Annotated in this window: 22 protein-coding genes, 1 pseudogene and 1 riboswitch; of the genes and pseudogenes, 16 read left to right on the top strand and 7 right to left on the bottom strand. The window is 37.9% G+C overall.

From position 1 onward, the window contains the following. The first annotated feature begins 78 nt into the window (after positions 1–78). The 4 genes from MKY30_RS19535 (at position 79) to MKY30_RS19515 (ending at position 2,361) form a co-directional block, all read left to right on the top strand. Positions 79–408, top strand: a complete 330-nt coding sequence (locus MKY30_RS19535; RefSeq protein WP_147210476.1) for a PadR family transcriptional regulator — start codon at positions 79–81, stop codon at positions 406–408. Beyond that, entirely contained in the window at positions 405–821 is a 417-nt protein-coding gene (locus MKY30_RS19530) for a permease prefix domain 1-containing protein (protein ID WP_147210477.1), read from the top strand. The genes MKY30_RS19535 and MKY30_RS19530 overlap by 4 nt, the downstream gene beginning before the upstream one ends. Before the next feature lie 13 nt (positions 822–834). Continuing rightward, entirely contained in the window at positions 835–1,491 is a 657-nt protein-coding gene (locus MKY30_RS19525; protein ID WP_156987540.1) for a hypothetical protein, read from the top strand. A 225-nt stretch (positions 1,492–1,716) separates the two neighbouring features. Then, the gene (locus MKY30_RS19515; RefSeq protein WP_156987538.1) at positions 1,717–2,361 is read left to right on the top strand and encodes a hypothetical protein; all 645 of its coding nucleotides are present in this window, start codon (positions 1,717–1,719) and stop codon (positions 2,359–2,361) included. A 102-nt stretch (positions 2,362–2,463) separates the two neighbouring features. On the opposite strand, the gene MKY30_RS19510 is transcribed toward MKY30_RS19515, so the two are convergent. Beyond that, positions 2,464–3,363: an alpha/beta hydrolase fold domain-containing protein gene (locus MKY30_RS19510; protein WP_156987536.1), complete on the bottom strand. Its 900-nt coding sequence runs from the start codon at positions 3,361–3,363 to the stop codon at positions 2,464–2,466. A gap of 877 nt (positions 3,364–4,240) precedes the next feature. Here MKY30_RS19510 and MKY30_RS19505 point away from each other — a divergent pair. The 4 genes and pseudogenes from MKY30_RS19505 to MKY30_RS19490 all read left to right on the top strand — a co-directional run. Continuing rightward, complete coding sequence (locus tag MKY30_RS19505) at positions 4,241–4,630, top strand: c-type cytochrome (protein WP_341085140.1); 390 nt, start codon at positions 4,241–4,243, stop codon at positions 4,628–4,630. 322 nt (positions 4,631–4,952) lie between these two features. Next, entirely contained in the window at positions 4,953–6,827 is a 1,875-nt protein-coding gene (locus MKY30_RS19500; RefSeq protein WP_341085139.1) for a serine hydrolase domain-containing protein, read from the top strand. A gap of 184 nt (positions 6,828–7,011) precedes the next feature. Next, entirely contained in the window at positions 7,012–7,356 is a 345-nt protein-coding gene (locus tag MKY30_RS19495) for a DUF7309 domain-containing protein (RefSeq protein WP_445667725.1), read from the top strand. A 45-nt stretch (positions 7,357–7,401) separates the two neighbouring features. Next, positions 7,402–7,632: pseudogene (locus MKY30_RS19490) on the top strand (DUF6930 domain-containing protein); the annotation flags it as partial. Positions 7,633–8,048: 416 nt separating this feature from the next. Here the strand turns inward: MKY30_RS19490 and MKY30_RS19485 are convergent. From MKY30_RS19485 to MKY30_RS19465, 5 genes are all read right to left on the bottom strand, one after another. Beyond that, entirely contained in the window at positions 8,049–9,434 is a 1,386-nt protein-coding gene (locus MKY30_RS19485; protein WP_341085137.1) for an FAD-binding oxidoreductase, read from the bottom strand. Positions 9,435–9,720: 286 nt separating this feature from the next. After that, positions 9,721–10,365: an ABC transporter permease gene (locus MKY30_RS19480; protein WP_077601435.1), complete on the bottom strand. Its 645-nt coding sequence runs from the start codon at positions 10,363–10,365 to the stop codon at positions 9,721–9,723. Then, positions 10,365–11,273, bottom strand: coding sequence for an osmoprotectant ABC transporter substrate-binding protein (locus MKY30_RS19475; RefSeq protein ID WP_341085136.1), 909 nt, complete (start codon positions 11,271–11,273; stop codon positions 10,365–10,367). The genes MKY30_RS19480 and MKY30_RS19475 overlap by 1 nt, the downstream gene beginning before the upstream one ends. A 238-nt stretch (positions 11,274–11,511) precedes the next feature. Beyond that, complete coding sequence (locus tag MKY30_RS19470) at positions 11,512–12,153, bottom strand: ABC transporter permease (protein ID WP_156987526.1); 642 nt, start codon at positions 12,151–12,153, stop codon at positions 11,512–11,514. Between the two features lie 18 nt (positions 12,154–12,171). Next, entirely contained in the window at positions 12,172–13,320 is a 1,149-nt protein-coding gene (locus MKY30_RS19465) for a betaine/proline/choline family ABC transporter ATP-binding protein (protein WP_341085135.1), read from the bottom strand. Between the two features lie 260 nt (positions 13,321–13,580). Between MKY30_RS19465 and MKY30_RS19460 the strand changes: the two genes are divergently transcribed. From MKY30_RS19460 to MKY30_RS19425, 8 genes are all read left to right on the top strand, one after another. Beyond that, positions 13,581–14,165, top strand: coding sequence for a GbsR/MarR family transcriptional regulator (locus MKY30_RS19460; RefSeq protein WP_341085134.1), 585 nt, complete (start codon positions 13,581–13,583; stop codon positions 14,163–14,165). Continuing rightward, complete coding sequence (locus tag MKY30_RS19455) at positions 14,162–15,046, top strand: BKACE family enzyme (protein ID WP_147210487.1); 885 nt, start codon at positions 14,162–14,164, stop codon at positions 15,044–15,046. Before MKY30_RS19460 ends, MKY30_RS19455 begins: the two co-directional genes overlap by 4 nt. 10 nt (positions 15,047–15,056) lie before the next feature. Beyond that, positions 15,057–16,025 carry a 3-hydroxyacyl-CoA dehydrogenase NAD-binding domain-containing protein gene (locus MKY30_RS19450; protein WP_339282269.1) on the top strand — a complete coding sequence of 323 codons (969 nt, stop codon included), beginning with the start codon at positions 15,057–15,059 and terminating at the stop codon, positions 16,023–16,025. Further along, entirely contained in the window at positions 16,012–16,485 is a 474-nt protein-coding gene (locus MKY30_RS19445) for a thioesterase family protein (protein WP_339282268.1), read from the top strand. Before MKY30_RS19450 ends, MKY30_RS19445 begins: the two co-directional genes overlap by 14 nt. A 260-nt stretch (positions 16,486–16,745) precedes the next feature. Continuing rightward, positions 16,746–16,791, top strand: a riboswitch (PreQ1 riboswitch). An 82-nt stretch (positions 16,792–16,873) separates the two neighbouring features. Next, on the top strand, positions 16,874–17,548 hold the full coding sequence (queC, locus tag MKY30_RS19440) for a 7-cyano-7-deazaguanine synthase QueC (protein WP_147210490.1): 675 nt from the start codon (positions 16,874–16,876) through the stop codon (positions 17,546–17,548). Then, the gene (queD, locus tag MKY30_RS19435; protein ID WP_156987516.1) at positions 17,548–18,015 is read left to right on the top strand and encodes a 6-carboxytetrahydropterin synthase QueD; all 468 of its coding nucleotides are present in this window, start codon (positions 17,548–17,550) and stop codon (positions 18,013–18,015) included. Before queC ends, queD begins: the two co-directional genes overlap by 1 nt. Then, positions 18,008–18,736, top strand: a complete 729-nt coding sequence (gene queE / locus MKY30_RS19430) for a 7-carboxy-7-deazaguanine synthase QueE (RefSeq protein WP_341085133.1) — start codon at positions 18,008–18,010, stop codon at positions 18,734–18,736. The genes queD and queE overlap by 8 nt, the downstream gene beginning before the upstream one ends. A 951-nt stretch (positions 18,737–19,687) precedes the next feature. Then, positions 19,688–20,512: a DUF1835 domain-containing protein gene (locus MKY30_RS19425; RefSeq protein WP_341085132.1), complete on the top strand. Its 825-nt coding sequence runs from the start codon at positions 19,688–19,690 to the stop codon at positions 20,510–20,512. A 94-nt stretch (positions 20,513–20,606) separates the two neighbouring features. On the opposite strand, the gene MKY30_RS19420 is transcribed toward MKY30_RS19425, so the two are convergent. Beyond that, positions 20,607–21,347, bottom strand: a complete 741-nt coding sequence (locus MKY30_RS19420) for a sulfite exporter TauE/SafE family protein (protein WP_341085662.1) — start codon at positions 21,345–21,347, stop codon at positions 20,607–20,609. Positions 21,348–21,479: the final 132 nt, after the last annotated feature.

The raw sequence follows: 21,479 nt of genomic DNA, 5'->3' as shown, positions 1-21,479 counted from the left end.
ATAATTACTTTGACACATAGAGTAATAAGTGTTAATATAACTCTATCAGATAGAGTTATATGATAAGGAAGGATTATTATGATTAGAAGTGATATTATCCGGGGACATCTGGAATCGATTATACTGCGGTTGATTTATGAAAATGATCAATATGGTTATGAAATATCAAAACAAATCAGCTTGCGGACAGAAAATCGTTTTCAGATTAAAGAAGCAACATTATATGCCGTTTTCCAACGCCTTGAAAAGAAAGAATTAATTGAGTCATATTATGGCAAAGTATCTCATGGCGGAAAGCGAAAATATTATAGGATCACGATGTTAGGAAAAGCATATTTAAAAGAGACAGCCAGAGAATGGAAAGTTACAAAGGAAATTATTGATTTGTTTATGGAGGGATTAGATTGAATAAGATAAAAAATCATGTAAATGAATTATTTAAAGATATTCCAAAGAGTGAAGAAAAGGAAATTATTAAACAAGAGATTTTTCAGAATCTGGAAGAAAAAGTGTATGATTTGGTGGCTCAAGGGAAAGAAGAAGAGGATGCTGTTAACAAAGCCATCGTGGAATTTGGGAATATTGATGAAATAAAAAGTGAACTAGGTGTTTATAACGTAAACAGAGATGGAGATGGAAAAAGAATTGAAAGAGCAAAAATCGATTTGAATTTCTCTATCTGGGGAAGTATTTTAATTATTGCCTTGATGGTTTTTATTAATCTATACTACTCGCCATCAACAATTTGGTTTGTCTATCCGACCTTTGCTATTTTATGGTGGCCGCTCAGTATGTTTTATCGATGGAGAAAATTAAAATAAAAGAGGTGTCAATATGAAGCAGGAAATTGTTTTTGCAACGATTGGAAGTATTATGACGATTGTATTTTTGATGATAGTTAACCTTCTCACCAGTCCTGAGCATCTTTGGTTTTTATATCCTTCTCATATACTTGTTCTGTGGCCTGTCAGCCTTTATTTTTTAAGTGAAAAGCAATATAAATTTGGTGTTCTTTTTGTAGGATTAGTAATCATCCTTTTCTTATCGTTAAATAATTATTTCAATTCACCTGGGCATCCATGGGTTTTATACGCTGTTTATCCAATTATTTTATTGGTAGTCTTAACTTTCTTAGGTAAATCAAGTATAAAACTGTCTGTTGCAATAATCGGAAGCCTGGCTGCCATACTGTATTATTCTTTCTTGAATTATTATCTTTCGCCAGGGTACCCGTGGGCGGTTTATCCGGCATATGCAGTGTTATGGTGGCCAACACTTTTATATTTTATCAGTTCAAAAAGATATTTTGGACTATCTATTTTCGGAACCTTCTTAACAGTCGTTTTTTTGATTGTTGTCAGCGCGGTTTCCACACCAAATGTTATTTGGGAAGTGTATCCGATTTTTCTAATTCTGTGGTGGCCTTTGAGTATGTATTTTTATGGTTCTAATAAAAGAAATAGTCGCAATAAAATAATCCGGCAAATATAGGAACAATGCTGGAATACAAAGCAGCCTGGTACAGAAAGCAAATTGTTATCGTTGTTAAAAACTCCCCCTCCAGTTAGCTATGTTCGAATTGTGGACATCAAAACAAAGACGATAAAAATCTCGCTTTGCGTGAATAGAAGTTTGATAAGTGTAAAAATAATGAAACCATTATCAGTGAATTTTTCTTAAAAGGATTTGGTGAATGTGAAAAAGAAGGACCAAAACATGTTAGACTTTCTATTTTTTATACCGCCAGATGATACCTCTGCATCCAATAATAGAATATTGCCTTGGAGTTCCTTTCTTGTTATTTGTGGAGGGTGGCTTATACTCTGGTATTTGACGCCAGGGCTGCATGGCAATGGTATTGGGAACCTATTTACGAATAATGACGAATCCTCTATTTTTCTAGAAACAATCATTGCATTAATTATTGTAATCATACTGATTGTAACGCATAAACGCTGTAATCAATTATTATTTCATCAATCCAAATGGATTTATCTCTATATTTCTCCCGTTGTTCTGGCTTTGGTGCTTCCTTTTTATTACAATCTTCCGCTTCCAGCACATCTTTATATTTTTTGGATGACTGTTTCTGTATTCTGGCAGGATTACCTTACATTTGGATTATTGCAGAGTTACTTAGAGGAACACCTGCCAATGTGGACAGTTATTCTGGCAGTTGCAATCATTTTCTATATTGGTCATGCGGTATTTATTCCCGATAGTTTTGCACCCGCGCATGTTTCATCTGCATTTAGTATCCTAGGTCTCGGCATCGTAGTGGCATTTTTACGTGCGAAACTGAAAACACTTCATATTATTTTAGTTCTGCACTTATCGTTTTACTTTATTTTTGTTTTTTAGTACGTGTTTGTCTCGAATCAAAATACCGTAAATCTACGTCTGTTTCAAGCGGAGGCGCTGCTTCAGCTGGTTTTAACTGCAAGAATGTATATATTGTTATGGTTAATTATTGATAATTTCCACTATTTCTCTGGTCGCTTTTTTTGCTTCGGGTATAGGATAAAGTACAAAGATGTGATTCATCTTTGGATATTCAAAATAATTTATTTTCACTTCTCCCGCTTTCAGTCTGTCTCTGAACTTTCTGGCGTCAGGTAAAAAAACTTCATGTGTTCCGACAAATAAAGTAATTTCTCCCAATCCATTTATCTCTCCATTTATTGGGCTGAGTAAATAATCATTTGGGTTTGTGTCTCCTGCATATGCTTTCCCCATTTCAATTAAACCATAAATACCCAGCATTGGATCTTTGCGTTCCAGCGCAGAAGCATCTGGATTTTTCATCGTAATATCAAGCCAAGGTGAAATTAAGATGATATGCCGGGGCTGTGATAACTTTTTTTTCAGGAGCAATTGTGCTAACGCTAATGCAAATCCTCCGCCGGCTGAGTCGCCCATCAAGGTAATATTATCCTTACCAAATGTTCTTAAAATCCATTCGTATATCGGAAGAACTTTATCAAAAGATTCATTATATTGATGGTTGGGAGCTTTAGGGTAGATTGGAACGAAAATTGTAGCTTTCGTTTCTTTTGCTATTTTTCCAAGAAAAAGCCAGTGGAATACAGATGGCTGTTCGATATATCCTCCTCCATGCAAATAGAGTATAGCTTTTTCAGAAGTATTTTTTTCTTGATTAAAGATATAATAGTCCATTCCATCAAACTTTTGTTTTTTTATGTCAAACTTTCTTTGAATAAATTTTGGCAAGACATAAGGCTTCTCATTTTTGATTTGTTTTTCTTTTAAAAATTTAGCGTATAAATTATGATTGGTAAAATTATTTTTGTTACTCAACCGTGTGAGTAAACGTTCTGCGAACCAGCTCTGAATACTTCTCATATTTGCTTCCCCCTGTATATCATTAATCGTTCGATTTTATCGCAGTTTAACTTGTGTGTAAGGCTTCCGCTTCAATAAGAAAGGAAAATTGAAAATTCTAAGTGGGAGCAGGGCAGTCCAGGATGCTCTGATTGGTTCAAGATTCTTTATGAAGACTGCTTTTTAGTCAAGTTTTGATTGAAGTTTCATTTTATGTATAATGTTTAACCCATTTTGAACATTACTTGTGACAATCTTATTGTTAAAGTATGTTTTGAGCATACGGAAGCCGTCGCATACGTATTGATTATTCCTATATATCCAGCAGATGACTTAGCATGGATCAAATAATATCTGATGTAATTTTATTTAAACAAACTAAAAAGCCATCCTTTCAGTATAAAACAAAAGAAGATGACTGCATTCCAAAACTTCTGTAATACCAATTTTTATTCTGCAATCTTTACATAAATATATAAATATTTGTGTTTATTGTATTAGTTAAGATGTAAAATCTAAATACCTTACAAGTATATACGCTTCTTCATTATTTATCATCTTTAAATAGAATTATGTTTACAGTAATTATAATCAATTTATCGGCTTAAAATCATCGGGATTAAAAATTTTTACAGTGAAAGCTCTATTCAATTGGCAGATATACAGTTAATTTTACCTTGTTGTTATTTGTGAAATAAATAAAAATATATTCTTTTCCTGATAGGGAGGGAATAGTATATATTAATCTTACGAGAATACAACACATAGAAGCTGTTATTAAAAGATATTTTTTCAGGTCTTTTGAATCATTCTATATAAGCAAATATATAGTTTTTTAAAGATAAAAGGAGTAGTATGAAAATTGAAAATAAAATTATTTAAAAAGGGAAAACTTATAATGAAAAAGTTCTATCTCATATTATTGGTCTTATGTTTAGCGTGTGTATTAGCAGCTTGTGGAGGAGATGACAATAATGAAAGCGCTGATAACGCAGGTGATGAGGGAGAGACAGAGTCTGCAGGTGTGGAAGAAAATGAGGAAGATGAAGATTCTGAGTTTGCCAGCGTTGAAGCTGGAGAAGAAGTATTTCAAAACAATTGTGCCGGCTGCCATGGCCAAGATCTGACTGGAGGAGGTCCGGATTTAACAGAAATCGGCAGCAAATATTCTCAGAATGAAATTGCTGATATTGTTGAAAATGGAACAGATGGAGGAATGCCAGCCTTCGGGAATTTAGAGGGTGATGACCTGGATGAACTTACTAAGTGGCTGAGTGAACATAAGTAATAGGTAATAAAAAATAAGTATACATTATGATGCTCCCTTTAAGCAGACGGAGAAATAATAAAAACTCTCTAGTGGCGTAAAGGGAGCACTTTGTTTGCTGATTAATAATTACATAAAAGAATGAAATTGAATAATGAAGCATCTGCCTTTTGATGGATGTTAAATGGAGAACCATTAAAAACTCCTCCCTAAAAACAGAGAGTGAGAATATCAAAATATTTAAAAGTTATTAGAATTTTTAAATAATATCTGTAAAAATATCTCTTTAATGGTATGATGAATACAGAAATTGTATATGAAAAGAAGAGAGAAGGGTAACAGAATGATAAAAAGAAGCTGTTTTTTTCTCCATATACTTTTATTAAGCTTATGTTTTCCGAATACTTTTTCAGCAGCAGAAAATACAACACCATCTGGTATCCCGATTGAAGAACTGGAAGAGTTTGTAGACGATTATGCAGAGGAATACATAGGAAATACTGTGGCAGGTGCAGTAATTATAGCTATTAAAGATAATCAGATTGTCCTGTCCAAAGGTTATGGTTTTTCAGATATAGAAAATCAAATCCCGATGGATCCAGAGATAACAGTTTTGGAGTGGGGATCTATTGCCAAATTATTTGTCTGGGTCTCAGCCATGCAGCTTGCTGAACAAGGAGAATTGGATTTGGAGGAGGACATCCGCAGCTATTTGCCGGAAGATTTTCTGACTAAATTAAATTTTGATGAGCAGCCCATTACCATGTTAAACTTAATGCATCATAATGCGGGCTTTGAAGAGTATATTTTTGATTTATTATTTGACTCTCCAGAACATCTGGTGTCTTTGGAGGAATCTTTGAAATTAGCAGAGCCGAAGCAGGTCTATAAGCCTGGGAAGGTTGTTGCTTATTCTAATTATTCTACTTCTTTAGCAGCTTATATTATCGAAGGAATTACCGGACAGCCTTTTTATGAATATGTAGATGAGCATATTTTTGAAGAATTGGGAATGAATCATTCCACTATGCATTTGCCTGTTGAGGATAATCAAGACATTGCGCTTCATAAAGGAAAGGGTTACTTAACTGGGGATAGTGCTAATTTTACAGAATCACAGCCTTTTTATATTTCCATGTATCCAAGCGGAGGGATTAATGGAACGGCGATAGATTTAGCGGAATTTGTACAGGCTTTGATGCCGCCTGAATCGGAAAATACTTCTTTATTTCAGGAAAAGGGGACACTTTTTGAACTATTTTCAACAAGCTATTCTCCAAAGGAGGGCGTCCCGGGACTTGCTCACGGTTTTTGGGAATATGACGGGGAGTATAGAGGACTGATGCATGGTGGAAATACAGTTGCTTATTCCAGCAATATGCAGATAGTTCCGGAGGATCAGTTTGCTATTATTGTTTTAACTAATCAGGCTGATGAAACAGATCTTTCAATTGGGCTGATAGATGAATTAGTAGGGAGGGGAGATCAGGCAGTACAGGAAAACCTTCCTCCAGCTTCTGACGTAGAAGGGTCTTACCTTACTGCACGCCGAACTTATGATGGTTTCATGAATCTTTATGCATATCTTGCTCCATTACATGTTGAGCCAATAAATGATAATGAGATTGAATTGGATCTGGCGGGTTTTAAAGCAACTTATATGCAAACGAGTCCTTATGTATATAAGTTGAAAAGCGGAAATGATATCTTTATACAAAACAATGTTATGTATTTTCATGTGAATGATGGAGAAGCAGAGCAAATTTCAACGGTGTATGCTGATTATGTGTCTATGGACAAAAGTAAATCGTTTCTGCTTGTAAGCTTAGTATTATTTATTTGGTCTGTAGTGTACTTCCTGATTTCTCCTTTTGTTTTAATAGTGCTGGCATTTTTTCGAAGGAGAAGAAAGAATAAAACAACAGCTGCTGCGAAATGGAACTGGGCGGTGATGCTTTCAGGGACAGCCTTGGCAGTTAATATAGCACTATTGATAGTACGGATGCTGGCTAATCCAATGCGGGCATATTCAGAGTTGTTTCTTCATTTTATAGGGACTTATTGTTTCACTATAACCAGTTTGATTTCTCTTGTTATGGTAATTATATATTGGAAAAAAGCTCCGTTATCGAAATGGCAGAAGGGCGGATATCTGTTGACCTGTATCAGCAGCATACTGTTTATTGCCTGGCTGTTTATTTGGCAGATGTATTCATAAACCCATTAAACGGTTTTCTGTAAATAAGAGAAGAGGCATTTATGTTCATGCTTATTCTCTTATTTTTATTTGTCTGGTAATAAATTCCAATCTGCAAAAATAAAATTGATGCCCGTTATGAAAGAGATAGATACTATCAAATATTTGCATCTTGTCCAAAGAAAAATAATGTTAGAATTGAGTTTTGAATAATCAGGAGGATTTGGATAGAGAAGAATATGAATTAATAAAATGTCTCGGAAGAAAATACCGCGGAAAATATCAATGGCCTCCTTTTGTCAGCATGATACCGGATCAATTGCCGTGGATGATTAACCAGGAAGAAAGCCTTCTTTTAAAGGATATTCTATTAAAGTTGAATACTTTTCTTTCTGATACGGAAAACCTGTCTGAAAAGGTTCCGAGCTTTGGAGAGAACCTGCTTGTTATTCAGGAAAATGGGGAATTAACTCTTTTATCAATGGATGAGCTGATTGAAAAAGCTCTGCAGAACCCTGTTTTGAAGCTGGATATATCTGAACTGGAGTGACGGCGGACAAAGAAAAAAATATAGCCTGCAAATGGGAATGAAGTAGAGCTGGCCTTTATTCAAATGAACGAACCAGTTCAGAAAACTCCTGAATCAAGACCTTTTATCCCGTATATTCTTGTTCTTATTGATAGGGGAACGGAGGAAGTATTACATTATGATTTAATAGAATCTGTTTACGATACAGAAGGTGTTCAGCAGGCAATCTACCAACTTCTTGATAAAATAAAAGTTTTACCGAAAGCTGTTTATATGTTCGATGATTTTTTGCGGTAAATGGAGAACCACTCTTTGACAGACTATCTATTCCTTTAATAAAAATAGAGGAGCTGGAAGATGTGGAACAGTTTGTTGAGATGATGGTGTCTGAGGAAGGTCCATTTTAGATAAAGAATAACAGCTGTTAATTATAGAAATAAAGAAGCCTCCTTTTCATTGACGTGTAACATGAAAATAATGAAGGGATGTTTTTCTACAGCTTTTAATTTTTAGCTCATATAAAAAAGATCCATAGAAATATCTTTAACGATTATCGGAGCTTTCTTTTGTATCACCGCAGGTATATTGGGGCTTGTACGTAAACCTCCAACCGGATGAATACTTTAAAGCGTGCGCCGGGTATCTATAAAAAAACAGCTGGAACGATCGTTCAGCTGTTTTTATGAGTGCTAGTTCAACGGATTTAAATGTTTTTATTGATTAACTCTATTATCAACATCTACGATTTTAGCAGGATTTAGGATGTTATTTGGATCTAAAGCTTTTTTAATATTTACCATAACATCAAGTGCTGCACCGTGCTCCAGGCGTTGATAAGGTTTTTTTCCGATACCTACACCGTGTTCACCAGTACAGGTTCCGCCGCGCTCTAATGCGTAGCGTACAATTTTTTCATTAAATTGCTTTGCTTTTTTTACTTCTTCTTCATTTTCCATATCGATCATAATTAATGAATGGAAATTTCCGTCCCCGACATGTCCTAAAATGCCTCCAGGAATATTCAGCTTTTCTAATTCTTCACCCGCATAAATCACGGAATTTGCCAGTTCAGAAATTGGAACAGCAACATCTGTCAGCATCATTTTTTTACCAACATGACCATGAATATAAGCATATGCTAGATTGTGCCGGGCATCCCATAAATGGTTGCGGGCAGCGTTATCTGTTTCCGAGCTGAAATTATCACAGCCGTGATCCTGCATAATCTCCTGTGAAAATGCGAGATCTTCTTGCAACCCAGATGCATTTCCGTGAAATTCTAAGAAAAGTGTGGGCTTTATAGGATAATTTGTCTCATTGAATTTATTAATTTGTGTTACAGAAGCTTCATCAACAAACTCAACTCTCGCGATTGGAATTCCTGCATGTAAAATAGAGGTTACGGCTTCAATTGCGTTAGTAAGACTTGGAAAAGTAGCACGGGCAGCAACAATATGCTCCGGTATTCCATAAACCTGAAGTGTAAGTTCGGTAAAACAGCCAAGTGTACCTTCAGAACCAATAAAAAGCCCGTTTAAATGATAGCCAGAAGAGGATTTTGCTGCCAGGTTTCCTGTATGAATAACACTTCCATCTGCAAGCACAACTTCCATATCACGAACCTGATCACGCATAACCCCATATTTCACAGTTGTGGTACCGCTTGCATTTGTTGCTGCCATTCCACCAAGAGTTGCATTTGCACCAGGGTCTACAGTGAAAAAAAGACCGTACTTTTTTAACTCTTTATTCAGCTGTTCTCTTGTCACTCCCGGCTGAACTTTTACAAGCAAATCACTTTCTTTTATTTCCAGAATCTGATTCATTAATGAAAAATCAATCGTAATCCCGTTTTGGTAAGGGATAACATGTCCTTCTAAACTGGTACCAACTCCAAAAGGGGTTACCGGAGTTTGAAATTTCTGGGCGACCTCCATGATAAACGAAACTTCCTCTGTTGATTTTGGAAACACGACGACATCAGGCAGGCTTGTCTGATGATAGGTTTCATCTTTACTATGTAGTTCTTTCACTGTGTCATTTGAGGATATTTGATCACTTGATAATTTTGTGCTTAATGCTTGTATAACTTGTTCCATATTTTTGCTCCTTTCCTTCGTTAGAATGGAAAATTATTTTGAATATAAAGTAAATATACACTTTAATATATTATATTCATTATAATTGCTTTCCAAATTAATTCAATAATTGTAAAAGAATTTTAAGTTTTGACAAGATAATTTCTCGTAGAGGGGGAGTGAATAATTTAAAACAACAAAATACCACTTGCTTATTTTACTAAGCAGGTGGTATTTTTCGTATCTGTCTAATAATTAATAAAACTAATTATATATTAACTAAAAGGGTCCTATCATTTTACTTATCTTAATTCTTTACCGGATTTAACATTCTTTCGATTTTGCCCATAATTAAATCTGCTGCAATTGCCATCAAGGCTGTAGGGACAGCACCTGCTAAAATAATAGCTGTTCCATCCGTTGCATTTGTACCTCGTACAATGATGGAGCCGAGACCTCCTGCGCCAACAAACGTTCCGATTGCTACAACACCGATGCCGACAACAAGTGCTGTACGGATTCCTGCCATCATAACGCTGACTGCTAGAGGTAATTCTACTTTGAACAACAGTTGGAATCGTGTCATTCCAGAAGCATAAGCAGCTTCCTTCACTGTTTGGTCGACCCCGGTTATTCCAACATAGGTATTTTGAATGATGGGCAATAGGGAATAGAAAAAAACGGTTGTAATGACGGTTGTTGTTCCAAGTCCCATCGCAACCATGGTAATAGCCATAAATCCTAATACAGGAATGGTTTGAATGATGCTTCCAAGTGTCAGCACCCATCCGCTCAGCTTACCATATCTGGCAATCAAAACACCAATTGGGATGGAAACAATGGAAGCGAAAAGAACACCGTAGGCAGCCATTAAAAAGTGACGGTAAAATTCTGTCCAAATGTAAAAACCATTTTGAGATACGTATGTTGTAAATTGTTCCCAGATGCTCATTATTTGCCCTCCTTATCTTCGAAGTAGTTGTTTTCTTCCAGGAAGTCGCGGGCAATGGCTGCCGGGCTGACTAATTCCACGTCACCTTGGTAGTTCATTTCCTGCATATCTTCTGTTGTTACTGTGTCGCTCAGCTTGTCCATTACTTCTTTAATCTCTGGATTTTTCTCCAGGATTTCATTTCTTGCTACAGGAGAAGCATCATAAGGAGGGAAGAAGTCATCGTCCAGTACTTTTAAATCGTAAGCGGCAATTCTTCCGTCTGAGGAATAGCCAAGTACCGCATCCATATTCCCAGATGCAGCAGCTTCATACACGAGACCAATTGCCATTGGATAAACATTACCAAAAGCAAAGTGTGTCTCTGTAAAAGCTTCATAGCCGTCACCTGAACGATTTACCCATGCGTTATCCACTCCAAAATTCATATCATCAGCGAAGGGCTTTAGATCATCTACGTGTGTAATTCCATTTTCATCTGCAAATTCCTGTGTAACGGAAATGGTATAACTGTTTTCAAAACCGTAGGAGTCGCCCCATGTCTGGTTAAATTTTTCGTCAAATTCCCGCTGTACAATTTCCATTGCTTCCTCAGGGTCTGTAATATCTTCATAATTTAAGACACCTGCAATATCTGTGCCGGTATATCTGGTAGCGGTAATATCTACTTCATCCTGCATCATTGCTTGGTGCAGGACCATAGTTGATCCTAAATTTGTTACTAACTCCGTATCTAAATCAGTATAGTGCTCGATCATCTGAGATAGAATATTGCCCCATATTTCGGATTCTACCGTATCTAAGGTTGCAATTCGAACGGTACTTTCTGAAGGACCGCTGAGACCAGGCAGTGCGCATCCTGAAAGGAGAAGTGCCGAAAGAAGGGGAACCAGCAATAATTTCTTCATATATTATCCTTCCTTTTTATACAGTTTTTCTCACAGTGTAACTGGCTGTAAGACTCCCACTCCTAACATAGAGAAAACTCGAAATTTCTAGGTGGGAGATCAAACAGCCAGTAACGGCCCGATTGGTTCGGGGCTACAGGATGTAGGTCACAAAGGCGTTGCGACACGATGTCGCGAACTTAGCCTTTGTTCCTTACGTCAGTGGGAAATGCTAAGAAAAACCTCACTGAATAAAGTTTCACTTTATCAAGGCTTTAGGCGTTAATCCTTTTTCAAGGAGTGATAATAACCCATTAGCAATTAAAGCTAAAATCGTTGCCGGAACCGTACCGAGAACAATAAGTTCAGGTTTATACAGATTCAGACCATCGAAAATGAGATCACCTAAACCGCCGCCGCCGATAAATGCTGCCAGTGTGGCCCAGCCAATCAGGTAAACTGTTGCAAATCGTATGCCGGACATAATGACAGGTAAAGCCAGCGGCAGTTCAACTTTTCGAATAATCTCAAAGGTACTCATTCCCATGCCTTTTCCTGCTTCTTTTAAACTTGTATTTACTTCCATAACACCGGTGTACGTATTTCTAAGTATGGGGAGTACAGAATAAATAAACAAAGCAATAATCGCAGGTACAACGCCTACGCCCAGAAAAGGCATTAAAAAAGCTAAAATAGCTAAACTCGGGACGGTTTGCAAAATTCCTACGAAAGATATAAACCGGTCTGCTGCTTTACTTGGTATCCGTGTCAGTAAAATCCCCAGCGGTACAGCAACCAGTACGCCTAAAACAATAGCGGCGATAGAGATGTATAAATGCTCTCCCGTTTTATCTAACAAATCCCATCCATATGATGAGAGTGTATCCATCATTGTCTGCATGCTCTGCTGCCTCCTTTATTATTCAATTGCACTGCCTTCTGCTGTTTCATCACCCCAGATGGTGTTGTATACCATATCTGCAAGTGTTGCTCTTGTTACAATTCCCGCCAGCTTATTATTATCTGTCACAACTGGTACGTAACTGCTGCCACGGCGAAGCATACGATACATCGTATCCCGGAGCAGGCTGTTTTTATCAACGGCATATTTTGCAGTATCCATTACTTCATAGACCTGGTTTTTCTTTTTATAATTTGAATCGATCATTTCGATATCGACGTAGCCTTTTAAAATTCCTGACTCATCAACTACAAGCAGAGAGTCCACACGCTTTGCATGCATTTTCTGAATCGCTTCTTTCAGACTGCTTTCTTCTTCTATCGTAATTGGATTCGGATTCATAATCTGTTCGACCCGTGTTATCTCCGGGCGACTTTCTAATAACCGGTCTTTTCCAATAAAGTCTTCTACAAATTCGTTAGCTGGATGACGCAGAATATCATCTGGGGTACCGGCTTGAACGATTTCCCCCTTATTCATAATAACGATCTTATCAGCGAGTTTTATTGCTTCATCCATATCATGCGTTACAAAAACGATTGTTTTATCCATTTCCCTTTGAAGCTTTTTAAACTCTTCCTGTAAACTGTCACGGGTAATTGGGTCTAGTGCCCCAAAAGGTTCGTCCATTAAAATTAATGGAGGATTCACAGCCAAAGCTCTCAGCACACCAATTCGCTGCTGCTGTCCACCGCTTAGTTCATGAGGATAACGATTTAAATATTCCTCTGGAAGGTCAACTAAAGAAATAAGTTCTTTTGCCCGTTTCTGTTGTTTTTCCTTATTCCATTTTAAAAGGGATCCTACAAGAGATATATTTTCTCCTACAGTCATATGGGGCATTAATCCGATTTGCTGAATAACATATCCAATGGATCGTCGCAGCTGGACAGCATTCTGCTTGAGAACATTTACTCCGTCCACAAGAATTTCTCCGCTGGAAGGCTCAATTAACCTATTAATCATTTTCATTGTTGTTGTTTTTCCACAGCCGCTTGGTCCAATAAAAACGACAAACTCTCCACGTTCTATTTTTAGGTTCAGTTTATGAACAGAAGGATAGTCGTTCCCTTCGAACTGTTTTGTTACTTCTTTAAACTCTAGCATCCAAAGCACCTCCATTGCTTATTCCGTTAAAAAACTAACTTTCCGACTTACTCAGTATAATAAACAGTCAGGTAAAAATGAAAATCCGAAAATAGCGATTTAAACCGTAAAATCTGTGCAATTTAAACTTTACAAAGTATACAGAAGGGTTTATCTTAGAATTTCTTTATTTTACGACTGTTTTCTACAGTATCTGCTTTTTTCATTTTTGTTTGATTCATGTTAAAGTGGCACATATACAGGAAAAAGGGGGCTTGACGATGGCATCATTTTCAAACGATCAATTGCTTCAAGAAATTAAATCCTGCGAGGATCTTCTCACAGATCGAATTGCGGATAATATGGAAACTTTCGGCGTATCTTCAACAGTCGGCCGTTTGCTTGGCATTATTTATATGAACCGAGAGGCGATGACATTAGATTCATTGGCTGATGAAACAGGTATGAGTAAAACAAGAATGAGCCAAGTCATGAGACAGATGATTTCACTTAATATCGCTGAGAAAGAATACGTTAAAAGCAGCCGTAAGGATCATTACAATGTGGAACGGGACTATGCCCAGACGTTTATTTCCTTATTTACAAGTAACTGGTCAGAGGTTGTAAAACGTAATACTAGTTTAGAACGCCGTCTCAGAGAACAAATTCGTCATTTAGAAACTTTCTTGACGGAGGATTCTTCTAAAGATGTAAAGGTTCGAATGGAGAGATTACAGCAGGAATTGGATGAATGGAATGCTTATTATAATTGGATTGATAATCTTGTTGCATTTTTTGAAAGTGGCGAGATTTTTAACCATGTACCCATCGTCTCCTCAGAACAAGAAGGAGGAAGCGCAAAATGAAAAATAAACGAATCATCACTGCGGCACTGACTGGTGCAGGAGATACAACAAAAAAAAGCAGACATGTCCCGGTTACACCAAAAGAAATTGCGGAATCTGCTATTGAATCAGCAAAAGCAGGTGCTGCAATTGCACATATTCATGTTCGTGACCCAAAGACTGGTAAGCTCAGTCACGATGTAGAGCTTTTTAAAGAGACTGTAGAACGAATTCGTGAATCCGATACAGATGTGATTATTAATATTACTGCTGGCGGGGGCGGAGATTTTGTTCCTGACCTTCAAAATCCGACACAAGGAGGGCCAGGGACAGATATCCAGACCCCGAAGGAGCGGCATGAGCCTGTCGGTAAATTGCTTCCGGAGCTCACAACATTGGATTGCGGCAGCCTGAACTTTGGTAACCAGGTTTATTTAGGACCGGAAGACTGGCTTCGCGAGCATGCCGAGCTGATTAAAGAAAGTGGTGTAAAAGCCGAAATGGAAGTATTTGATACAGGTCATATCCGCCTTGCCAACCAACTAATTTCTGAAGGGCTGGTGGAAGGAACACCGATGTATCAGTTTTGTCTTGGGATTCCATGGGGCGCTGATGCTGATTCAGAAACAATCGAATATATGAAAAGACGTATTGTCGGGGGATCCCACTGGTCGGCGTTCGGTATTGGCCGCATGCAGCTGCCGATTGTTGCACAGGCTGCTTTGCTTGGCGGGAATGTCCGTGTTGGATTAGAAGACAATCTATATTTAGAAAAAGGTGTACTTGGTACAAATGAACAGCTGGTAGATCAAGCTGTCAATATTTTAAACAGTGTGAAACTTGAGCCGATGACAGCGGCAGAAGCGAGAGAGCATTTGAATCTGAAAACATTTAATTCTTAAGAGGTGAACTATGGCACAAAAAACAATGGCAGTTTTAGGAACTGGAGTTATCGGCAATGGCTGGATTGCCCGCTTTTTAGCAAGCGGTCATAAAGTCAATGCTTTTGATCCGGCTCCTGGCGCGAAAGAAAAAACAGAAAAAATGATAGATGAAATTTGGACAACATTAGAAGAATTTGGAATAAGTGATGAAGCAGCGAAGGAAAATCTCAGCTTTTATGACACCTTAGAAGAAGCTGTAAAAGAAGCTGATTTGATACAAGAAAACGTCCCAGAACAGGAAGCGTTGAAGAAAAAGGTATTGGTACAAGTCGATGCCGCAGCTAAACCAACAGCGATTATTGCATCCAGTACCTCCGGTTATATGCCTTCAGTACTGCAGGAGGACTGTGCTCACCATCCAGAACGCGTTATTGTTGCACATCCATTTAATCCAGTTTACTTAATACCGCTGGTAGAAATAGCTGGAGGCAAACAAACAGAAAGAAGTTACATGGAAAAAGCAGAAAAAATGTATGAAAGCATGAATATGAAGCCGCTTGTGATGAAAGGCGAAATTGATGGTCATATTGGTGACCGGCTTATGGAAGCAATTTGGCGTGAAGGTCTTCATATTGTCAACGATGGCGTTGCCACAACTGAAGAAGTGGATAAGGCGATTGTGTATGGACCTGGTCTGCGCTGGGCTTTGATGGGACCATTTTTGACACTTCATTTAGCTGGTGGTAAAGACGGTATGAAGCACATGCTTGAACAGTTTGGTCCTGCTTTGAAGCTTCCGTGGACTCGCTTGGTAGCCCCAGAATTGACCGAAGAATTAAGTGAAAAAGTTATTTCAGGAACTGCAGAGCAAAGCGGAGATGTACCAATTGAAGATCTGGAGCATCGTCGTGACCGCTTCTTGATTAAACTGATGGGGCTTTTAGAGGAAGAAGGTTTCTGGCCGGCAGAAAGGCTGCTTTCCTATGATAGAAAGTAAGCAAATATGGAAGGGCCGTGTATTGCCCGAATGGGTAGATTATAATGGCCATTTGAATGATGCATATTATGCTTTGATTTTCAGCCGCAGCCTGGATGCCTTGATGGATGAAATTGGACTCGATGAAGAAGGAAGAAAAGCAAACGCTTATACTATATTTACCCTGGAAGCGCATATTAAATATTTAAAAGAAGCACATGAAAATGAAGAACTGCATACAAATGTTACTGTTTTGAACAAGGATGAAAAGCGTATGCATCTTTGGTTTGAAATGAAAAATGAAGAAAATACGACTGTGGCAACCAGTGAACAGATGGTAATGGGAATGGACCAGATATCAGGGCGCCCTGCGCCGTTTCCAGATACAGTTGATGTGCGGATTAATCAATTTCCTAGATTGCCAAAAGAGAATTGGCCTACTGGAGCGAATACACTTATGGGTATTCGTGAGAAAAAATAACATATACTTTTGATTGAAACAAAAATATTTGTATTGTCATAGGTAATATATACTCCCTTTATTGTGAACAGAGAAATAATTAAAATTCTCTCAGATGATAAAGGGAGCATTTGCTATGCCCGAAAGAACAGATATCATTCGCTGTAAGACTGTATTAGCTGTTGAAAAATAATTCAACATTTGTAAAAATGGTAACATCATCAGGAAAAATATGTTATACTGCCATTTGTAATCAACATTAATAAAATCTACGAAACGAAGTAGAAGAGGTTCTAGCTAACACCCTCTATAAAAAACTAAGGATAACCATACCGAGCCTTAGGTATGGTTTTTTATATTTTCTGGGTGTATAGGATTCTCTTTTTCAGATTGGAAAGGGGATTTTTTTATGGGAAAAAATAATAAGCGCGCAGTAGTTGTATTTAGCGGTGGCCAGGATAGCACTACCTGCTTATTTTGGGCATTAGAAAAGTTCGAGCATGTGGAATTAGTGACCTTTGATTACAATCAACGTCATAGCCTGGAGATTGAAGTCGCCAGGGAAATTGCTGAAGAGCAAGGGTTGAGACATCATATCCTGGATATGTCATTACTGAATCAATTAGCTCCTAATGCTCTGACAAGGGCGGATATAGAAGTGGAAAATGCCGAAGAGGAAGGAAAATTACCAAATACATTTGTCCCGGGAAGAAATTTACTGTTTCTTTCATTTGCAGCAATTTTAGCTAAGCAAATCAATGCAAAGCATATTATTACCGGTGTATGTGAGACAGATTTTAGCGGATATCCGGATTGCCGTGATATCTTTACTAAGTCTTTAAATGTCACATTAAATTTGTCAATGGACGAAGATTTTGTTATTCACACTCCATTAATGTGGCTGGACAAAGCAGAAACATGGGAAATGGCGGACGGGCTGCAAGTCTTCGATTATATCAGAGAGAGAACACTAACCTGCTATAACGGAATAAGAGGGGCCGGGTGCGGAGAGTGTCCGGCATGCCAATTGCGCCAGCGAGGGTTAGATCAATATCTGGCAAGAAGGCAGGAGGTGAATCAATAATGTTCGGGTTTCGTATTGTTGAAGAACTGCAAAAACTGGATGAAGATATTCAAAGAGAGCATTTAGCCTACCATCAAAAACGAGTAATGGTAAGTAAAGAATTTACATTCGATGCGGCACACCATCTTCATTGTTATGAGGGAAAGTGTAAAAATCTTCACGGGCATACCTATAAAGTTATATTCGGTATCAGCGGTTTTGTTGATGAAATCGGCTTAGTTATTGATTTCTCCGATATAAAAAAGATTTGGAAGGACAAGATTGAAGTATTTTTAGATCATCGTTATTTAAATGAAACATTACCAAAAATGAATACAACTGCAGAAAATATGGTCGTCTGGATTTTTGAACAAATGGAAGAAGCAATCCGTGACCTGCCTAACGATTGTAAAGTAGAACTTGTCCGGCTGTTTGAAACGCCGACGAGTTATGCTGAGGCCAGACGGGAGTGGATTTATCATGCGTAAAATACCTGTTTTAGAGATATTCGGACCTACGATCCAAGGGGAAGGAATGGTAGTGGGACGTAAAACGATGTTTGTAAGGACAGCTGGATGTGATTATCGATGTGCATGGTGCGATTCCTCATTTACATGGGATGGAAGCGCCAAAGAAGATATTGTTCAGATGACGAGTGAAGAGATTTGGCAGCGGCTGAAAGAAATAGGCGGCAATCAATTTGATCATGTGACGATTTCAGGCGGGAATCCAGCTTTGTTATCTGCTATTGATAACCTGATCGATTTGCTACAGAAAAATAATATCGAGGTCGCCCTGGAAACACAGGGGAGTAGTTATCAGGATTGGTTTATAAAAATTGATGATCTGACCATTTCTCCAAAACCGCCAAGCTCTAATATGAAAACAAACTGGGAGAAGCTTGATGATATCATCCATCAACTTAAAGCAAATGAACGATTAAAACATACCAGCTTAAAGGTTGTAATTTTTGATAAAGAAGATCTTCATTATGCTGAAAAAGTACATCAGCGCTATCCGGAGCTTGCTTTTTTCATGCAGGTAGGAAATGATGATTTAGAGGAAGCAGAGCCGCAGCAATTATCCCGGCATTTATTAAATAAGTATGAATGGCTAATTAATGAAGTAGTGGCATCTACAGTGTTGAATCGGGTTCGTGTTCTGCCGCAGGTGCATGCGTTAGTTTGGGGAAATAAACGTGGGGTGTAGTAAAAAAAGGGAATTTCACGGATAATAATATAATTTGTTACGGTAAAGCACCTTTATTGTTATGAGAGAAAGTATAAAAATCTTTACGGGCATATTTATAAAATCATGTTCATTATCATAAGTTAAATTTCTGTAGAGAATCTGTTATTTTTACTTTTAACAAAATAGAAAGTTGATCCAGGTCAATGGTAAGACTCTGATAATACTTGAGAAGTCAGTCTGACTTCTCAAGTATTCATTTTTAAAAACTCCTATAGGCAGAGAGAAATTAGAAACTTCTACATGAGTAACATAACTATTCCATTTCCAGTCCAAGTCCCTCTAAGTGTTTAATATAATTTTCCGTTTTTAAATCGTCTACCTAAGAAACGGCTGCGTCAATTTCAATGATGTCTTGCATATTGGCTTCTGATAAAACTAAAGATGCTTCAGTAATAAAATAATCGTCCTCATGAATACTCCCGCCACTTCATTTCTATTGAAATTGGAAGTGGGGGTTTCTGGGGTGTCGACTTTCAAGATGACGATTAACCTCCAGTGGAGTGGACACATCGGTGTGCTGAAAACACCCAACCCCGCTATCCCATTGGTCTTTGCCTCCTAAGACTACTTTTATCTTACAACCAAAGTTACCGGGTTTCGTAAAGCCCCGATATTGGAAAAGCTGTGATGAGACGCATCTTTGAAAACTTTTCGCATAATATTTGCAGCGCCATTTACATCTGCATGGATGAAGTATTAAAACCTCCCACCTAAAATCCGATGAAATTTTTGAGGAAGGAGTCCGCTTGGCTGAAATGATAGAAATAAAGAAAGAAAAGCTGTTATTATGTAAAATGTGTTATTAAGGTTGCTTATACTATGAATTTTTATTCAATAGGGAAGATGTAGTTGCTTATCCATCAAGCATGGTGCATTGTGATAAAATGATCTTAGCGGAGGATTGATTATATGAAACACTTTATATTTGGAAGTGCAGCAGCCGGCATTTTAAAGCACGCATTCCGTAAGAAAAATCATCAAATTATCAGCTTTCCAATTGATTTTTCAGTAGGGCCAATTACTAATATTCATCAGCCTTGTGGCATCAAGGATCATTTTGCCTGGAAAGCTTCTTGTTTTCAGGAGGTGCAGAACTTTCATGCAGATCAATCTGATTATCAAGAAGCGCTGGAGCAATTAGGAGAAATAAAAGATGGCGATAAACTGACCATTTGGACCTGTGAAAATACCTCGGAGCAAATTGGCCTTCGAATCAGCTGCTATTTATTAAATGGTAAAGATGTGGAGCTGAGGGTAGTAAATACCGCTGACGCAATGCAGGAATATATGAGGGGTAAAGAAATAGAAGTTGCTATTCTTTCCACGGGTGATTGTAATGCGAAACAGCTAATCCATTTTTATAATCATTCATATTCATACATAACAAAAGAAATGCGGCAAACTTTCGAGCAGGAGGGAGAAGAATTGCTTCAGCGTGGCAGTTTGGTACGTTCCTGGAAGCAAGGGGAAATCATAGATGAATTAGAAACAAGAGATGATACCTTGATTATAGAATATATAAAAAGTGTGGAACAAGAAGGAGAGGAAGCGACCTTTATCAATGCAGCAAGAGTAGTTGGAGGCGTATTAACGAAGTCTGATCAATTCTTTTCAGATTTATGGATTGAGTACCGGATCCGTTCGCTTATCCAGGCTGGTTATCTGATATATGAAGGAAGTCTGCAAGCCATGTGGATGTACAGGGTAAAAACAAACGGCTTGAAATCAGTTTAGAATTACATAGCTATGCCCCTGTCAAAAGACGACGTATACCACTGCCTTTTGATAGGGGAATGGTATATCCTTTTTATTTTTCTGTATTGGCAGACTAAAGCAATAAAATAATCCCGCCGAGCATTGGTACAGCAACCATGGCGATTTTTAATACCATCGGATGTAACCGAGTTGTAAATTTAGCGCCGATATAAGAACCAACAATCGTTCCTGCAACGACCTCTGCAAATAATTTTAGATCGAGAAATCCTACAGTATAATAACCGATACCGCCAACTAATGCGATTGGTATAATAACGAGCATCGTTGTACCTGCGGATAGTTGAAGCGATAAACCGAAGAAAACAAGCAAACCGATTTGAATAAATGGGGTAGACCCGATACCGAAGACACCAGATAATAAACCAGTCACAATCCCAATACCGCCAGCCGTCATCCAAAATCTGCTTCTTGAAGAGCGATTTTTCTCTGCAAATGCTTGCGTAGCAAAACTGCCGAAGCCGACTGTGACACGAATCCAAAGCAAAATTGCGGATAAAAAAAGCATTCCGGCTGTAAACCATTTTAAATCACTTTCAGGAATGAAAACTGCCAGCCTTGATCCAAAAAAGGCACCAATTCCGCCAAACAATCCCGTTGCCAGTCCTATTTTTAACATCGTATTTCTTTCTCTCAGATGGCTGATTGTGCCGGATAACGATGTGAAAACCATTGCTGCCAGGGATGTCCCGAGTGCTGTATGTATCGGAACATCAAAGACTTCACTCAGCATGGCAATAATAAAACCGGCGCCCCCAGCCCCGATAAACCCAAGTAGCATTCCGATAACAAGCATCGTTAATAAAACAATCAAAATTAAAATCCCTTTCTTTTCTAAAACTACATGAAGTATTATAGCATATTAGCGGAAAAATATTGGGCGGCAGGTCTTGTGAAGAGTTCGTATCAGACAGCATATTGATTGAGT

Origin of the sequence: Oceanobacillus sp. FSL W8-0428 (assembly GCF_038004405.1) — a bacterium.
In the GTDB taxonomy this organism is placed as follows: domain Bacteria; phylum Bacillota; class Bacilli; order Bacillales; family Amphibacillaceae; genus Oceanobacillus; species Oceanobacillus sojae.
Note: the sequence above shows the minus strand (reverse complement) of the source record. Positions and strands in the feature narration are given on the sequence as shown.

Coding starts and splice junctions, on each gene's coding strand:
- MKY30_RS19535 (WP_147210476.1), top strand. CDS start 79: ATGATTAGAAGTGATATTATCCGGGGACATCTGGAATCGATTATACTG.
- MKY30_RS19525 (WP_156987540.1), top strand. CDS start 835: ATGAAGCAGGAAATTGTTTTTGCAACGATTGGAAGTATTATGACGATT.
- MKY30_RS19515 (WP_156987538.1), top strand. CDS start 1,717: ATGTTAGACTTTCTATTTTTTATACCGCCAGATGATACCTCTGCATCC.
- MKY30_RS19510 (WP_156987536.1), bottom strand. CDS start 3,363: ATGAGAAGTATTCAGAGCTGGTTCGCAGAACGTTTACTCACACGGTTG.
- MKY30_RS19505 (WP_341085140.1), top strand. CDS start 4,241: ATGAAAAAGTTCTATCTCATATTATTGGTCTTATGTTTAGCGTGTGTA.
- MKY30_RS19500 (WP_341085139.1), top strand. CDS start 4,953: ATGATAAAAAGAAGCTGTTTTTTTCTCCATATACTTTTATTAAGCTTA.
- MKY30_RS19485 (WP_341085137.1), bottom strand. CDS start 9,434: ATGGAACAAGTTATACAAGCATTAAGCACAAAATTATCAAGTGATCAA.
- MKY30_RS19480 (WP_077601435.1), bottom strand. CDS start 10,365: ATGAGCATCTGGGAACAATTTACAACATACGTATCTCAAAATGGTTTT.
- MKY30_RS19475 (WP_341085136.1), bottom strand. CDS start 11,273: ATGAAGAAATTATTGCTGGTTCCCCTTCTTTCGGCACTTCTCCTTTCA.
- MKY30_RS19470 (WP_156987526.1), bottom strand. CDS start 12,153: ATGCAGACAATGATGGATACACTCTCATCATATGGATGGGATTTGTTA.
- MKY30_RS19465 (WP_341085135.1), bottom strand. CDS start 13,320: ATGCTAGAGTTTAAAGAAGTAACAAAACAGTTCGAAGGGAACGACTAT.
- MKY30_RS19460 (WP_341085134.1), top strand. CDS start 13,581: ATGGCATCATTTTCAAACGATCAATTGCTTCAAGAAATTAAATCCTGC.
- MKY30_RS19455 (WP_147210487.1), top strand. CDS start 14,162: ATGAAAAATAAACGAATCATCACTGCGGCACTGACTGGTGCAGGAGAT.
- MKY30_RS19450 (WP_339282269.1), top strand. CDS start 15,057: ATGGCACAAAAAACAATGGCAGTTTTAGGAACTGGAGTTATCGGCAAT.
- MKY30_RS19445 (WP_339282268.1), top strand. CDS start 16,012: ATGATAGAAAGTAAGCAAATATGGAAGGGCCGTGTATTGCCCGAATGG.
- queC (WP_147210490.1), top strand. CDS start 16,874: ATGGGAAAAAATAATAAGCGCGCAGTAGTTGTATTTAGCGGTGGCCAG.
- queD (WP_156987516.1), top strand. CDS start 17,548: ATGTTCGGGTTTCGTATTGTTGAAGAACTGCAAAAACTGGATGAAGAT.
- queE (WP_341085133.1), top strand. CDS start 18,008: ATGCGTAAAATACCTGTTTTAGAGATATTCGGACCTACGATCCAAGGG.
- MKY30_RS19425 (WP_341085132.1), top strand. CDS start 19,688: ATGAAACACTTTATATTTGGAAGTGCAGCAGCCGGCATTTTAAAGCAC.
- MKY30_RS19420 (WP_341085662.1), bottom strand. CDS start 21,347: ATGCTTGTTATCGGAATGCTACTTGGGTTTATCGGGGCTGGGGGCGCC.